Genomic DNA, 15,208 nt, shown 5'->3' with positions numbered 1-15,208 from the left:
GCAAAAAACGGACAATTAGGTATCAGAAATCGTATTTTGTACATATGATACTTTCATGTATCAAAAAGGATTTAATAGTGACCATCATAAAGATAAGGTATCCAGGGGCCATTGCATGGCCATTTGGCGATTCCGCCGAAATGGCAGACGAGCTGGCAGACCTGGTTATTAAAGGGGTAAAAACCGCAACCTGCTGTTCGCTTTCATCTTTCAAAAATGAAGAAGAATCACCAACGATCGGCGGCTACAGCATTATCCTAAATGGCAAAGGTGATCCAGTCTGTGTCATTAGGACGATCGCTATGCGGATAATTCGTTTCTGTGATGTGACAGACGAACTTGCGAAAAAAGAAGGCGAGGGAGATCTCAGCCTCAGGTACTGGAGGCAAGGGCATAAACAGTTCTTCCAAAGAGAAGGGAGTTACTGCGACACAATGGAGCTTGTTGCAGAAGAGTTTGAACTGGTCGAGTTGTTGTAATATATGATCTCACGGTGCCGTAAATTAAATGGAATAGGGTCAGCTCCGGCTTATAGAGATCGGGGATGGGCAGGTATCCGACATCAAGAAATGGCCGGTTGAGCGTTTTGTCCGGATATTTATGGCGTCATAGGCGCGTTTCAGGGCGCGCAAACGCCCCGATTTAACTTACTCAAATAACCTACGGTGTAGCGCAATAACCGCACCATCAGCAACGTCGCTTGGCAGCAGGAAGCAAAGATTATCATTGGATGCGCCATGGAAAATCATGCGCACGGCATACTCATCCAGATCCACAAATGTATCCCGGCATACGCCCGCGCCACGATGGAGTTGATTGCCAATTACCGTGACCAAGGCCAGCCCGGTTTCAATCTCGACCCTGCAATGAGAAGAGAGTGCTGTAAGCAACGCGGTGGTCAGGGTGTGATCTTCTCCTGAAGTAGATCCCGTGGAATTCAGGGCTAGCGCTATACAGTTCTCGGAGGTAGTAACCAGATCCACATCAACCTGATGTGCTGCCAGAATCGCGAACATTTCGGCAAAGAATAGGTATGCTGGTTGCGCATGCAGGCTGTGCAATCTCAGCAACGTCTGTTTGCGGCGAACGGCAATGGCGCGATAAATTGGCGGATCCTCTGTCTCGCGGCGAACCAGCGTTCCACCGGCAGCGGTATTTTTGCTGGAGCCCACAAAGACCGGGATATTTTTCCGCATCGCGGGTAACAGGGTCGCCGGATGGAGCACTTTCGCACCAAAAGCAGCCATGTCGCTGGCTTCGGAAAAGGAGATGTGGTCGATACGCTGGGCCTGCGCCACAATGCGCGGATCGGTGGTGTAGATCCCGGCCACATCAGTCCAGATATCGACACGTGCGGCCTGCAATGCTTCCCCAAGCAGGGAGGCGGTGTAGTCGCTTCCGCCCCGGCCCAGCGTGGTGGTATGCCCGGCGTCATCACGGCCGATAAAACCCTGAGTGATAACAATTGCCTGCTCAATACGCGGCCGCAGATGGGCTTCTGCCTGATCTTCCACCAGGCTGATATTGGGTTCGGCGCAACCGTAAAGGTTGTTGGTTCGAATGACTTTACGGGCATCAAACCATTCTGCTTGCGCCTCACGTTCACGAAGCACTTCAGCAAATAACAGGCTCGACATCAGCTCGCCATGGCTGACCAGTTCATCACTCAGCGCCGTGGAAGACGTTGCCAATGCCGTCTCGGCAAGACGGGCAATATTTTCAAGGAGTTGATCGATTTCTTTGCTGATGACCAGCGGCGCTTTCAGGCGGGAAATAATGTTGTACTGGATAGTGCGAAGGGTATCAATTTTATCCATACGATCACGACTTTCCAGCCCTTCAGAAAGTTCGACCAATAGATTTGTGACCCCTGCGGAGGCAGACAAAACGACCAGCCGGACGTGGTCATCAGCAAGAACAATACCGGCACTGCGATTCATCGAGTCAAAGTCAGCAACGCTGGTGCCGCCAAACTTGGCAACGACGAATTGTGGATAAATGCGTGTCATAACAATCTCATATCAGGGCGCCATAAAAAATGGCAAGAAAATTTTCATTCTCGGCATAAGGGAAGCACGCTTCGCCTTACGAAATGTCCGCCCGCGAACATTTCTGATGACAACCCAGGAAAGCCTCCTGTTGTCGATAACGTGTATTGCCTCTTACGCGTTACCGGTGTGATGCGCATTAATTATTTATTTACGGATAGTAAAAATAAGCGCGCCATAGTAAGTGATTTATCTTAATGGATCGACATTTTTATTTTATTTGGCAATAAATCAGTGAAAAAGAATGCCTTACAGACCAGAACCTAACATTCTTAACGGTAAAATCGTGTAACAAAAGAATAAAACCATATCAAAACGATGGTTTTCATGACGTTGTATCCAATCTGGACATTCGTAACGCTTTGCGCGACATTGGTAACAAAAATTAATGCATCGAGAAATGTAAGTCATTGTTATAACTAGGCTTTAAAGGGGCTGTTGCATGCTAAAACAAATGATTGAGTACACCATTAAAATAATATATATTGGCCGCGTTTTTACAGGCAATCCCCTTAACCTTTTACTCAACCCGGCGTTAATAATACCCGAGGTTGTGGGAGTGATATGATGACGGATAAAGTCCGTATTGATACTTTAAGTGCTAGTTCATTACCACAAAGCAATGATACCTTTTTAGCAAGACAGGCCGAGTTTGAGTCTAACGTCAGAAGCTATCCACGAAAACTGCCATTGGCAATTGCCAAAGCGCAGGGCGTTTGGATTACTGATGTTGAAAATAATCAATATCTTGATTGTCTTGCAGGCGCCGGGACTCTGGCGTTGGGTCATAATCATCCTGACGTGCTTCAAAGCATTCAAAGTGTCATCAGCAGCGGCTTACCGTTACATACGCTGGACCTTACCACACCTCTGAAAGATGAATTTTCCTCTTATTTACTCTCTTTATTACCGAGCCAGGGCAAAGAGTATTGCCTGCAATTCACCGGTCCGTCTGGCGCTGATGCGGTTGAAGCCGCGCTCAAACTGGCCAAAAAAGTAACGGGCCGTTCAAGCATCATCAGTTTCTCCGGCGGCTACCATGGTATGACGCACGGCGCGCTCTCCGTAACCGGTAACCTGTCACCAAAAGAAGCCGTCAGCAACATGATGCCGGAAGTGCAGTTTATGCCTTATCCGAATCAGTACCGCTGCCCGCTGGGTATCGGTGGCGACGCAGGCGTTAAAGCGCTGACGTACTACTTCGATAACTTGATCAACGACGTGGAAAGCGGCGTACGCAAACCAGCGGCGGTGATCCTCGAAGCGGTGCAGGGCGAGGGCGGTGTGAACCCGGCTCCGGCCGAGTGGCTGCAGCGCATCCGTAAAGTCACGCAGGAGCATGGCATTCTGCTGATCATCGACGAAGTCCAGGCTGGTTTCGCACGCACCGGTAAGCTGTTCGCATTTGAACACGCAGGTATCGAGCCAGACATCATCGTTATGTCTAAAGCTGTCGGTGGCGGTTTGCCGTTGGCCGTACTGGGCATCAAAAAACAGTTTGATGCATGGGCGCCAGGCCACCATACCGGAACATTCCGCGGTAACCAGCTGGCAATGGCCACCGGCCTGACCACGCTTAAGCACCTTAAAGACAACGCCATTGCGGATAAAGTTGCCGCCCAGGGCGAGTGGCTGAAAGGCAAACTGGCCGAACTGCAAAAACGTTATCCGGTTATCGGTCACGTACGCGGCCTGGGCCTGATGATCGGCATTGAGATCGTGAAGCCTAACGAAGCACAGGATCACATGGGATGCTACCCGGCGGATGGTGAACTTTCGGCATTGCTGCAGAAAAAATGCTTCGAATCCGGTCTGATTCTGGAGCGTGGCGGCCGTCATGGTTGTGTACTGCGCCTGTTGCCATCACTGCTGATCACCGACGCTGAGCTGGAAATTTTCCTCGATAAATTTGAAAACGCCTTGCTGGCCACTGGCATGGAGCCGGTTTAATCGGAGTTAACGATCGTGTCTGATAACAACCCAATTCTCTCCGGTTCGGCGCAAAGTATCGCCGCCTATCAGGATGCCATTGAGCAGAGCAGCAAAGCCGTTATCGAATGGTTAAAGCAGCCAGAAATGTATCAGGGGAAAACCGTCGACCAGTTGCGCGAGCGCATCCAGTTGAACTTTACCTCACAGGGCCTGGGTAACCAGGCCGCCATTGAGCGCGCAGTTGAGTATTTCCTCAAGGACAGCCTCTCTGTACATCACGCACAATGCGTGGCGCATCTGCACTGCCCGAGCCTGGTGATTAGCCAGGCAGCAGAGGTGCTGATCAACGCCACTAACCAGAGTATGGACTCCTGGGATCAAAGCCCGTCAGCCACCATCATTGAGATCAAACTCATCGAGTGGCTGCGTGAGCAGATAGGATACAGCGCCGGTGATGCCGGCGTGTTCACCAGTGGCGGCACCCAGAGTAACCTTATGGGGCTGATGCTGGCGCGTGATGCTTTCTTCGCGCGTCAGGGGCACTCCGTTCAGCAGCATGGTTTAACGGGTGATCTGAGCAAAATCAAAGTGTTCTGCTCCGAAAGCGCACACTTCTCCGTGCAAAAAAACATGGCGTTGATGGGGCTGGGCTACCAGTCAGTCACTCAGGTGAAAACCGATGCGCTCTCGCGTATGGATATCGCTGACCTGAAAACCAAACTGGCGCAGGCAAAAGCCAACGGTGAGCAGGTGATGGCGATTGTGGCCACCGCCGGTACCACCGATGCAGGTGCGATTGATCCGTTAGAGGAAATCACCGCGCTGGCCGCACAGGAAAATATCTGGGTTCACGTTGATGCCGCATGGGGCGGAGCGCTGCTGCTTTCTGAGAAGTATCGCCACTACCTGAACGGCCTGGAATCCGCTGACTCCGTGACACTGGATTTCCACAAGCAGTTCTTCCAGACCATCAGCTGTGGTGCATTCCTGCTAAAAGACGCACGCCATTACGAGCTGATGCGTTATCAGGCGGCGTACCTGAACTCTGATTTTGACGAAGAGCAGGGCGTACCGAATCTGGTGTCAAAATCACTGCAAACCACACGTCGTTTTGATGCTCTGAAACTGTGGATGGGCCTTGAAGCGTTGGGTAAAAAGCAGTACGCCGAAATCATTGACAACGGCGTTACGTTGTCACAGAAAGTAGCTGAGTATATCTCTGCACAACCGCATCTGGAACTGGTTATGCAGCCACAGTTGGCAAGCGTACTGTTCCGATTCTGCCCGAAAAGCGACGATCGCGCGTTTATCGCGCTGTTGAACCAGCGTATCGGCGATGTTCTGTTGGCATCAGGTAGCGCCAACGTTGGGGTAACGGAAGCAGATGGCGTAACCTGTCTGAAGCTAACGCTGCTGAACCCAACGGTTTGCCTGGAGGACGTAAAAATCCTGCTGGCAAGCGTGAAAGAGACGGCTGAAAAATTGCTCAACGCGTAATCCTTTAGTAACCAAATCTGCGTCGAGTTGCTAGTCAATTCGGCGCAGCTAGGTGAAATCTGGTGGGTAATGATAGCCATTAGTTCTCAGATTTCACGTAGCGCGATCAAAAAAGGAGGGCGTTTTGAACGATATTGCACAGCTTTTGCCTGTGATCCAATCACTAGAGGTTCAACTCCATCAGTCGGCAACGCGCAACGATACCAATCTCGTCGGAGAATTGCTGCATGACGATTTTGAAGAGATCGGCTGTTCCGGGTTGCACTATGACAGACAGCAAACTATTGCGGCGCTAAAGTTGGAAAGCGGCCAGCCAGAGATCTTTGCCGAAGAGTTCAAACTGGTGAAGATTGCCGATGGAGCCGTATTGTTGAGGTATAAAAGTTTTCAACGTGATGCGGATGGCAGTATTGTTCGCCATGCCGAGCGTACTTCGATCTGGTTGCAATCGTCACAAGAGAGCGGATGCCATTGGCAAATGCGTTTTCATCAAGGAACACAGATCGAGGATTGAAGCCGACTGTGTATCAACTCGAATAATCGCCACTCATGAACCAACTTCTAGAAAACCAAGCAGACAAAGCGTGAAGGTGAGGTGTGATAAACATAGCTGGATAACCCGGTGCGTAATCGCCAATTCAATTTAACATAATATACATTATGCGCACCAAGATTGTAGAGGCTCAATGCTAATGTCTAATTCTGGCTCAATCCAAATGTCTGCGCTATGGTTGTCTTTCGGGGGTTAATTTTCTTTTTACTGTGGGGGTAAAAAAAGAAACTGCCTGGAGAAATGGCCATGAGTGCAGGAAGCTCAGGACTGTTTACTGTGAAAGAGATTAATCGCATCAAAACTCTACAGGATGTCATTGACCGCTGGCTCACGCCTGGCCGAGCCGCTGAGCATCTCGGGATCACGCCCCGTCACTGTAGTCGATTACTTAAACGCTACCGTGAACACGGTCCGCTTGGCATAAACAATCGTAGCCGAGGAAATCCTGGCAATCGCTTACTTCCCAAGGGGTTTACTGATCAGGCATTGGAGATCATAAGGAAAAACTACCCTGATTTTGGGCCAACGCTGGCGCGAGAAAAACTCGAAGAAATTCACGGGCTGGTCTTGGGGAAAGAGACTGTTCGAAGGCTGATGATCAACGCTGGTTTATGGGTTCCCAGAAAAATGCGTCCTCCGAAAATTCATCAGCCCAGATACCGGCGACCCTGCACTGGCGAGCTGATTCAGATTGACGGCTGTGACCATGACTGGTTTGAAGGACGCGGGCCGAAATGCACCGCGCTGGTGTATGTGGATGATGCAACGAGTAAAATCATGGAGTTGCGGTTCGTAAAATCGGAATCCACCTTCAGCTATTTCGAGGCAACCCGAAGCTATATCGAAAAACACGGCAAACCACTAACGTTATACAGTGACAAGGCCGGGATTTTTCGTGTTAATAACAAGAACGCCACCGGCGGCGACGGCCACACTCAGTTTGGTCGGGCTATGCACGAGCTAAATATCCAGACTCTCTGTGCAAATACCAGTGAAGCCAAAGGCCGTGTTGAGCGTGCACACTTGACGCTTCAGGATCGACTCGTCAAGGAATTACGGCTCAAGAATATCTGTTCGATGGACGAGGCAAATGACTTTGCTGAAGCGTATATGACCGACTATAACCGCCGTTTTGGCAAAGTACCGCGACATGACTTTGATGTACATCGTGCAGTTGAACATGATGAAGATCTGAACCTCATTTTTTCTGTTCGTGAAGGCCGTAGGGTATCCAAATCACTGACATTACAGTACGATAAAATGCTATATCTGATCGAGGATAGTGAGTTCAGTCGTCGCGCAATTGGTAAGTACATTGAGGTTTATCATTATCCTGATGATACTAAAGAACTGCGTCTGAATGGCTCTGCACTTCCCTACTCCACCTACGACCGGCTTTCAGAAATCGATCAGGGTGCGATTGTTGATAACAAACGCCTTGGCCGAACGCTGGAATTCATCAGCCTGGTGCAGAGTAAGCGGGATAATACCCGTTCACAATCCGTTCCTGCGGGAGATGGACCTTCCCGGCGACGCCCCAAAATTGCGGGGAAAAAATCTCAGCGTTCACTAGATCAAGATGACATGCTTGAGGCACTGAAACAGTTACAGACACGCTCAGAGGATATCTTTGGTAAAAAGCCCCGTTGACACCGACAGGATGGCTCTAATATTTTTGCTGCTCACCAGATGATATCGTCCGGCCAGAGCCATTCTGTACTGTTCATCTCACTCAGCATTTTTATGTCCTGCTTTTCACTGGCATATTTACCCCATAAGGCGTCAAAGGAATGCAGAATGTTTACCAATTGCTTTTTTCTTCGCTCAGGAGGCAAGTTAATAAAATAGCAGCACCTACTGTCAATGTTATCCTCAATGAAATTAAAATCAGATCCCGACGCAGATTTGGCTATTTTTATGATGTCATCATAAGTTGTCTGGCTTAACTCTTTTAAAGCCGTTTCCAAAAGATATTCAAAGGCATACATGACGGATAGCTGATTTTTATCCATCTGAATATAACCCATTGAGTTTCTGAGGATTGCTGACTGAAGTAATACCAGTGGCCACAAAATCTCAACGCCATAAAGTTTATACGTATCGTGATGTTCATGCTGATATTGCTCGACCCGACAGCAACCCTCCCGTGCTTTACGAATATCATAAGCCAGAGATAGCATAAAGCCATCTTTAACTCTGACCAGAGGACTTTCATCCACGATATAATGTATTAATTCGTACAATTCGCCCAGGGCTTCAGAATCGCCCCATAGAACAAACCCCGCATTATTTGGCGTCAACTCATATCGGAGCATAACTTTACTCATCCTGTTATTAAAGTCTGACAAAAGTCTACCACAACGCTCAGCCCATAGAAGTTAAATGTCGCAGTTACATAATGCTCAGCGTTGACAGTTTTGAGTCATTTTCGACTTTCTAAATCTTAAAAATTGATGGCTACTTTACGCCCAGAACTGTCAAAAGCTGTATTTGTGGCACGTTTATTTCTTCGCACTGTCTCGCCAAGGTGATTTCTCGGCGGATCTCAGCCGTACGTGTCTGGATGCGAGCACGACTCTCTAGTGAGCGTTCAGCCATCATTTTTTTCAGTGTCGCCATCCTCATTTACCTCCGGTGATTTCAGATGCGATTTAAACTCAGCGTCTACGATCTTCATTATACGATGGTTTGGAATTATAAATCATAAAATTTCAAACCCAAGTTCAATCAATCTTTTATGTTCCTTCGGTTTAAGTGCTTTAACTCCCCATATAAGCAGATGTCGAGGTCGAGAACTTGCTACATAGGCGAAACGCGCTGCCTCCTCGAGTGGGTCATTAAGCCAATCTTTCCAGTGAGACTGCTTACCTGATTTGAGGGAAGATATGAGCACTGTCGCATCATGTGTTTCCCCCTTTACTTGGTGGATAGTTGCATAACGATGCGATACTACGGGCTGTTGTTCTACACATGTTAAGCGAGTGGATAATTTTTCAGCCCCTAGACCTTTGGGTGCTATTAAATTAACTTCGTTCAAATCCGCCAACTTCTGTGCGATTTCTGCCAACATGAAGGGTTGGCAAGACAACTGACGTATGCCTTGTTTGGTTAAGGCAGCCCATTGCTTCCAAGTCAATTCAACATCTGAGGCACCACAAGTACTGAGAAACTTCAGGCAATTGAAAATGAACTGCCGCCAAACCAATGTTGAATCAATTTCGATGGGCCGGTGAAGACTCATCGGTACAACTTCTAGCGCTAACTTTGACGCAAGCCACCGGGCGAACGTATTAATGGCATTTCTCACTGCCTCTAGATTATTACTTTCTACCGACACACACGACATGGCTAACTCTTCAACTGGATTTAATACCCTACCGCGTGTTAAACGCTGGAGAGTGCGGTGACCACGGGCGACAACCACAACATTTTCATAGCCTTTGGTAAGTTCAGTGATTCGTTGCATCAGTTCAGAAGGACATTTCTGATATTGAATGAGCTTAGGCTTAAGCGGTTCAATTTCTGGGTTACCGTCCCCTCTTCGAATGTTTAATAAATCACTGCACAGATTAACAATGGTCTGACTACTGCGCCAGTTGGCGGTCAACGATAGCTCCCTGAAATTCAAATCATTCAATAGTTTCTGCACACGGGCTGGATCTGCCTTTCTGAAGCCATAAATGGATTGATTAAGATCGCCAACAAAATGAAATCGCATACCAAAACGATCTAGCCCCCTAATAATAGCTAACTGTTCGGCGGAGAGGTCCTGACATTCATCCACGACCACCACTGGAAACCGGCGTACTATCCTGGCAAAGTACTCCACGAACGCCTCGTCTCTAAGCGCCATTAGGGCGAGCATGTCTATATCTCTGTAGGTTGCAAATCCACTTCTCCAAAGCCTTTTTTTGGTATCAATTAAATCTTGTTTGTTCTCATCGCTCAATACAGCTGCGTTGAATACAGCATCTGTCAGTTCACCAGTTGAGAACACGAAACTATTACTGTCCAGATCGTAGTCATACCTACAAGCGGATATTTTCCTTTCACAGATTTTTGTTCTAGTGCGAAAGATATCAGCTGCTCTATCTAATAGCCGAATACGGAAATCCCCATCCTTTCCTTGATAACCTGTTATCTGGCTGGCGATCTTTGCTACTATATGCGTAAACAAGAAACTGTCGAATGTTGAGACGCAGTGAGGGTGTGAGACTGGCTCGCCAAGATATTCAACCAACCGTTCCTTCAACTCATCTGTGGCACTATTACTGAATGTTAATACAGCAATGCCAGACGGGAATTGTTTCCAATTTCGTATTGCCTGAGTTATCCGAGCAGCAACAACCTCCGTTTTACCACTTCCAGGACAAGCCCTCAGATACACATTTTCATTGAGTGGGGTGTTAATGTAGGCCTGTTGCTCCTCGGTCAGAATCATCATGTGACAATCTCAGGTTGGATGTTACAAGCCCATAGGATAGCCTCGCAAATGTACTCGGGTACTACAAAGTCCCCCAGATCCTCCCTTAAGACATCGGCCAAAACTTGGGCATATAGTCCCTTGCCCATCTCATCAGAATCTATACGTTGGAGAAGTTGCCAGGCATAATTGGCTTTATCAAAATTCGGCATTTCGGAGAAGTCCAGCTCTGCAGCAGCCTCCAAGGTTGCTTCTACTTGTCCCCCTTTTGTAGGCCAATTATTAGCTATAACCTTAAACATTTTGCTCAGATTATTACCTTCAAGTGCAATGTCGTATTCGAAGGTTTTGTACTTCCCTGCGTACAGTCGACCATGTTGCGACTGCGCAATAAGTGGAATCAATCTCAGAGCAGGATTGTTCCCCTCTTGAAAGCCATCAGCATGCGGAAGGTAAGGCACCGCTTTTTCCTTTCCTACCTCATCCACAATCTTCTCAATGGCTTTAGGAGGATCATTGTCAGTCAGCCCTGCACATCGGACTGGAATATTCGTCCCCTGCTGTCCCCCTTCAACATTACAAAAAAGTTGCATGAAATGGTTAAAGTAGATCCCGTTTAAGTTGATCACTGAAACCCCATAATCATCTAGGGAATCACGCCCTTTACCACAAGCTTGTAGCACGATGCGAGCCAGTTCAGGAACAACAATTGCCTCAGCAATACCTTCAACCAGAATGACTCCCCTCGAGAAAAGCAAATTCGACTTAGTCACATCCAGCCATCGGTCAATAAAACGGCGGCTTGCTTCAGGTAATCCACATTGATGTAAAGGGACTGCGACAGGCTGATCAACTCGTGAAAGATGAATGATACTGTCAACAGATACTGCTGATGAGATAACTGTCGAATGAGTGGTAATAATCACCTGAATTCCCCTAGTCTCTGCAACCGTCCTTAGATGCCTGAGCAAGCGGATTTGTAACTGTGGGTGCAGATGAGCCTCTGGCTCTTCGATTAGCAACAGGCGAAGGTAAGTCTTCTCACCTGTATCATCATCCACATCAATGATCAGTTCAGCCAAAATAGATGCAATATACAACATATTGTTGTAACCGAGGCTATTCTCCTCTAATGAACGGAATTGTGTTGCATCAGCACCTGAAAGATCGGGGTAATACAATAACCGGAGACCTTCAACGATCTTAGAAAAGTTAACCTCTGAAAATTGGATGAGTGTACCTTGGGACAAATGCATGCCAAGCGCTTCCTTGAGATTGTCCCCGATCCGTTGGTTGGCCTGCTTGATGGCAAAATCTTCACTCTCGGACAATTCTTGATTGAATTCCCCTACGCGCTGTTCGAGTGGATGAGCTGTCCCAGCCTTCTTACACTCCTCAAGCTCCTGACGGCACAATACCTTTAGAAGGCGTGCCAACCTAGATTGCCTTCCCTCACGGAGCTTGATTTCCGCATCTCGTAATGGAGGCAGATAGATGCAATGGATAAGATCGAGGACCTCGAAGTCTACGGGTTTAATGCGCTGGCGTCCTCCCCAAATCTGGTACCGGTAATGTCCACGTGATTCGCGATTCGTTGCTGTAAAGGTAAGTTTGGCCTCAGGTTCCTGTCCGCACCAGTCAATAAAGGCTGTAGTTTCATTCTGATTCAGTTCGGAGAACGTTGCCTCGATATGAATACTTTCAGACGTCATTGCGCCATGAGAAAAGCCGCGATAGAAATCCCTGTCCCGGATAGAACGTTTTCCCGACTCTGAATCAGTGAAGAGTTGACGGATAGCACTAATAATGCCTGTTTTACCAGCTCCATTCTCACCAACCAAAACATTTAGACCATCATTGAATTCGATTGAGAAACTTTTATCGAAGCATTTAAAGCCGTTGATTTCTAAGGTACTCAGATACATGATATTCCTTATCCATTCAGCGAAAAAATAGTGAAGCAGTTTCTATTAAAGCACGTTATAAGTATGGTTTATCATAGATGATGGTATATTGTACCTGACTTCATCAATCTGTTTCAGAAATAATCGATTATCCGTGGCCTAGCCCATCACCCCTGCATTTTTGTCAAGGTGACTGTTGCAGCTACCAACTTGCTTGGCCAAAGTATATACTGATCGTCATATCTTTAACCTCTGCTATCTGGAGAGACAAAATGAGTACCCGGCCAGCACGAGGCAGCTCTTCTGACAAGGTCACTGTGTACATTCGTGGTTTGAATGCCGGTTCCCGCTCCGTAAGCCGTCGTTCAATCGAAGAATCTGCTATGAACAATGCCAAAACCTCCTTTGAGATTGAAGGACACCGTTATAGTGACTCAGATTGGTCAAAAATCATGCGAATTGCTGATCAGCTTGATGCTGTCATCTAAAAGAGGAAGTGTAAGTACGACCTCAGGTGCGCATGACCCATTTTCAAACAGGCTATTATGCCCCTATAGTTTCTTTTCGTGCCTCTTCTGGCATGCAGCAGGCTTGTAGGCACCGGTAGTTCTGTTTCAGTCCGGCCAGAGTTATGCACAATACTGATGCATATCTATGATGAGCAGTTGTTCCTATTCGTAATTTCTGTTTTCACTCCGAACGTTCAACAGCAAAACTGTTTTGACCCAGAGTTGCCCATAACATTACTATGGCCTATCATACTAAAATCCGGGTGTCACAGAACCCGGAACCACTGTGTAGTCATTATTCACCCCAAAATGGCAGAGGTCGTAATGGTTGGTAGGTTTTTGGCGTACATCATCGCCAGAGGGGATCAAATCGCAATCTGCTATAACGAGTATGAAAAAAAGTGGTTCCATGACCCCGAAAAAGCCACGTACTATCAGAATGTTAACGATGCGAAAAACGCTCTTGAGGGCATGGCTAAATATCGGAATACTGCCCGCATTCAAGAACTCCATGTTATAAATGACCATCTTTTAAGCGTTAATGAGGTCGCCCGTGACCAGATCATTAAAGGGCATGAGTAACTATCAGGCAAAGTGAACAAGGATAGGACGATGGAAAAGGTTAAAATAAAATTAGCCACATTGGGGTATATTCCAGCAAGGTTTGATATAAAAAAAGTAAAGCATTGGAATTCTGAACTATTCGAAATATCCAGTATTGACATTCATAATTTAAATTGCGAATCAGATATTGATTATTATTGGGCATATTCTGATGAGTTAATAAATCAGCAAGTTCCTGAGTTGGATTCTTCTGATTTTTTAGTAGTGCTAACAAATGTTCCACTAGAAAACAACTGGTATTCACGCAGGCTTGGCGGCAATAAAATTGCATTTACTTTTCATGAGGTTAAAGATTACCTACTTTATGATAACATCCCTTTGGAAAATGTAATTTACAGAATTTTATATGCATACTCATTGGTTTATCTGAGGTCAGGGAGGAGAATCCCCAACTATGAAGAAACTCCTGGGTTTACTCATGATGAAACCAAAGGATGTTTGTTTGATATGAACGGAATAAAATCAGATCTTATTGAGTCATGCAACAAACCGATTATATGTAGAGAGTGCGAACATACGTTAGCTAGTGCCAAAGTTCCTATTAATTTGACTGAAAATATTAAGCTAGAACTAAAAAGCATTAAAAAAACATTATATTACAGATGGATAGACTTTGTTAAGCTACACCCAATAATTTCACTGACTATATCCTCCTTCACTGTGATAATTTTCGGTGTAATTAGCTCTCTAATTGCTACTAATATCTATGAGCATTTCAAAACATCAATTTAGGTAAGGTTTTTTACTGATGAAACATCTTAACCCAAGGAGAAGGAAATGGCAGCCTATACAAATGAGACAAAAAAACATCTAACACTAGTTTCAGGTGACAATAAACGCTGGAAATCCACATACGGACCAGGAAAAGAGGTACCTGTTTCAGGGATTTATCGCTGTACTGTATGTGGAAAAGAAATTACAAGTAATAAAAGTGATCCTTTCCCACCTCAAAATCATCACCAACATAGTTCCAATAAAGATATTTCATGGCAATTGATTATCAGAACTGATACTGCAGGTGATAACTTCGGTATTAAATAGCGAAGAAATAATGTTGGTTCGTATAATGACGTTTTGCTAAAAAGGCCGTTGCGAGTAAAATTTTTCGCAACGGCCTTTTCAACATAACGAGTCACACATTATGCGCACCAGTGTTGTTGCACCAAAGTTGTAATGTCCGTCCCCCCCGAAAGGACTTTCCCAGAGACGACGAAGAAATACAAATTTCAGAATATTAATGTTCAACACTATCCAGGCTAATCAGTATTTTGCCGATAGTTCCCCCCAACTCCAAATCTCATGAGCTATGGCAGTATCAGTAAGAGGAAGCGTGTAATGAATAACCCTAGAGATTTCACCAAGTGGTGGTGGAAAATTGCCGCGTCTGGCAGTCCGTGGACGCCGATATCTAACAGGAAGCCTAGCACCATCGCCATCTCTCACCTGATGGAGAAACTGGAATATCTCACGCCGTTCTGGATAAGAACACTGAACCATAGACATTTCTAATGAGCCAGCGTATAGACATTCCTATTGAGCCTTGACAAAGATAACGATACGTGGAATCTGGCTATCTGGTACTGTCATTGGTCTTCATTGGTCATAGTCAAAAATTCACTTGGCCAACCAACCCCATGCTCTTACCTGACTTTTCAGTACAAAACTCATCCAAGGCAATCCGCTGATACAACCGACAAAGCTTGTTCTTCATTTGCAGT

At 46.4% G+C, this 15,208-nt stretch carries 14 protein-coding genes; 10 read left to right on the top strand and 4 right to left on the bottom strand.

The annotated features are described in order from the left end of the window. Positions 1-74 precede the first annotated feature (74 nt). Positions 75-479 (top strand): ASCH domain-containing protein, encoded by a 405-nt coding sequence (locus tag WN53_RS20895; RefSeq protein WP_024486747.1) that lies wholly within the window; start codon positions 75-77, stop codon positions 477-479. A 168-nt stretch (positions 480-647) separates the two neighbouring features. On the opposite strand, the gene lysC is transcribed toward WN53_RS20895, so the two are convergent. After that, positions 648-2,009, bottom strand: a complete 1,362-nt coding sequence (gene lysC / locus WN53_RS20890; protein WP_024486748.1) for a lysine-sensitive aspartokinase 3 — start codon at positions 2,007-2,009, stop codon at positions 648-650. A gap of 603 nt (positions 2,010-2,612) precedes the next feature. On the opposite strand from lysC, the gene WN53_RS20885 reads away from it, so the two are divergent. The 4 genes from WN53_RS20885 to WN53_RS20870 all read left to right on the top strand — a co-directional run bounded on the left by WN53_RS20885 (position 2,613) and on the right by WN53_RS20870 (position 7,680). Continuing rightward, positions 2,613-3,998, top strand: a complete 1,386-nt coding sequence (locus WN53_RS20885; protein ID WP_024486749.1) for a diaminobutyrate--2-oxoglutarate transaminase — start codon at positions 2,613-2,615, stop codon at positions 3,996-3,998. A gap of 15 nt (positions 3,999-4,013) precedes the next feature. Then, the gene (locus WN53_RS20880) at positions 4,014-5,477 is read left to right on the top strand and encodes a pyridoxal phosphate-dependent decarboxylase family protein (RefSeq protein WP_046808233.1); all 1,464 of its coding nucleotides are present in this window, start codon (positions 4,014-4,016) and stop codon (positions 5,475-5,477) included. A 124-nt stretch (positions 5,478-5,601) separates the two neighbouring features. Beyond that, complete coding sequence (locus WN53_RS20875; protein WP_024487156.1) at positions 5,602-5,991, top strand: nuclear transport factor 2 family protein; 390 nt, start codon at positions 5,602-5,604, stop codon at positions 5,989-5,991. A 285-nt stretch (positions 5,992-6,276) separates the two neighbouring features. Further along, positions 6,277-7,680, top strand: a complete 1,404-nt coding sequence (locus tag WN53_RS20870; protein ID WP_046808232.1) for an ISNCY family transposase — start codon at positions 6,277-6,279, stop codon at positions 7,678-7,680. A gap of 32 nt (positions 7,681-7,712) precedes the next feature. On the opposite strand, the gene WN53_RS20865 is transcribed toward WN53_RS20870, so the two are convergent. The 3 genes from WN53_RS20865 to WN53_RS20855 all read right to left on the bottom strand — a co-directional run bounded on the left by WN53_RS20865 (position 7,713) and on the right by WN53_RS20855 (position 12,378). Further along, entirely contained in the window at positions 7,713-8,345 is a 633-nt protein-coding gene (locus tag WN53_RS20865) for a DUF6904 family protein (protein ID WP_024486527.1), read from the bottom strand. A gap of 386 nt (positions 8,346-8,731) precedes the next feature. Continuing rightward, positions 8,732-10,474: a UvrD-helicase domain-containing protein gene (locus WN53_RS20860; RefSeq protein WP_037413284.1), complete on the bottom strand. Its 1,743-nt coding sequence runs from the start codon at positions 10,472-10,474 to the stop codon at positions 8,732-8,734. Further along, positions 10,471-12,378: an ATP-dependent nuclease gene (locus tag WN53_RS20855; RefSeq protein ID WP_024486529.1), complete on the bottom strand. Its 1,908-nt coding sequence runs from the start codon at positions 12,376-12,378 to the stop codon at positions 10,471-10,473. Before WN53_RS20855 ends, WN53_RS20860 begins: the two co-directional genes overlap by 4 nt. A gap of 251 nt (positions 12,379-12,629) precedes the next feature. Between WN53_RS20855 and WN53_RS20850 the strand changes: the two genes are divergently transcribed. From WN53_RS20850 to WN53_RS28715, 5 genes are all read left to right on the top strand, one after another. After that, positions 12,630-12,845: a hypothetical protein gene (locus WN53_RS20850; protein ID WP_024486530.1), complete on the top strand. Its 216-nt coding sequence runs from the start codon at positions 12,630-12,632 to the stop codon at positions 12,843-12,845. A 360-nt stretch (positions 12,846-13,205) separates the two neighbouring features. Continuing rightward, positions 13,206-13,448, top strand: coding sequence for a hypothetical protein (locus WN53_RS28720; protein ID WP_152526629.1), 243 nt, complete (start codon positions 13,206-13,208; stop codon positions 13,446-13,448). A gap of 30 nt (positions 13,449-13,478) precedes the next feature. Further along, a complete protein-coding gene (locus WN53_RS20840; protein WP_024486532.1) occupies positions 13,479-14,222 on the top strand; it encodes a hypothetical protein in 744 nt (247 codons plus the stop codon). A 45-nt stretch (positions 14,223-14,267) separates the two neighbouring features. Next, positions 14,268-14,531, top strand: a complete 264-nt coding sequence (locus WN53_RS27665; RefSeq protein WP_071785012.1) for a protein L — start codon at positions 14,268-14,270, stop codon at positions 14,529-14,531. A 294-nt stretch (positions 14,532-14,825) separates the two neighbouring features. Then, the gene (locus tag WN53_RS28715) at positions 14,826-14,999 is read left to right on the top strand and encodes a hypothetical protein (protein ID WP_158645290.1); all 174 of its coding nucleotides are present in this window, start codon (positions 14,826-14,828) and stop codon (positions 14,997-14,999) included. Positions 15,000-15,208 lie beyond the last annotated feature (209 nt).

Source organism: Serratia fonticola (assembly GCF_001006005.1).
GTDB classification, from domain to species: domain Bacteria; phylum Pseudomonadota; class Gammaproteobacteria; order Enterobacterales; family Enterobacteriaceae; genus Chania; species Chania fonticola.
Note: the sequence above shows the minus strand (reverse complement) of the source record. Positions and strands in the feature narration are given on the sequence as shown.

Coding starts and splice junctions, on each gene's coding strand:
- WN53_RS27665 (WP_071785012.1), top strand. CDS start 14,268: ATGGCAGCCTATACAAATGAGACAAAAAAACATCTAACACTAGTTTCA.
- WN53_RS20860 (WP_037413284.1), bottom strand. CDS start 10,474: ATGATGATTCTGACCGAGGAGCAACAGGCCTACATTAACACCCCACTC.
- WN53_RS28715 (WP_158645290.1), top strand. CDS start 14,826: ATGAATAACCCTAGAGATTTCACCAAGTGGTGGTGGAAAATTGCCGCG.
- WN53_RS20885 (WP_024486749.1), top strand. CDS start 2,613: ATGATGACGGATAAAGTCCGTATTGATACTTTAAGTGCTAGTTCATTA.
- lysC (WP_024486748.1), bottom strand. CDS start 2,009: ATGACACGCATTTATCCACAATTCGTCGTTGCCAAGTTTGGCGGCACC.
- WN53_RS20850 (WP_024486530.1), top strand. CDS start 12,630: ATGAGTACCCGGCCAGCACGAGGCAGCTCTTCTGACAAGGTCACTGTG.
- WN53_RS20840 (WP_024486532.1), top strand. CDS start 13,479: ATGGAAAAGGTTAAAATAAAATTAGCCACATTGGGGTATATTCCAGCA.
- WN53_RS20855 (WP_024486529.1), bottom strand. CDS start 12,378: ATGTATCTGAGTACCTTAGAAATCAACGGCTTTAAATGCTTCGATAAA.
- WN53_RS20870 (WP_046808232.1), top strand. CDS start 6,277: ATGAGTGCAGGAAGCTCAGGACTGTTTACTGTGAAAGAGATTAATCGC.
- WN53_RS20865 (WP_024486527.1), bottom strand. CDS start 8,345: ATGCTCCGATATGAGTTGACGCCAAATAATGCGGGGTTTGTTCTATGG.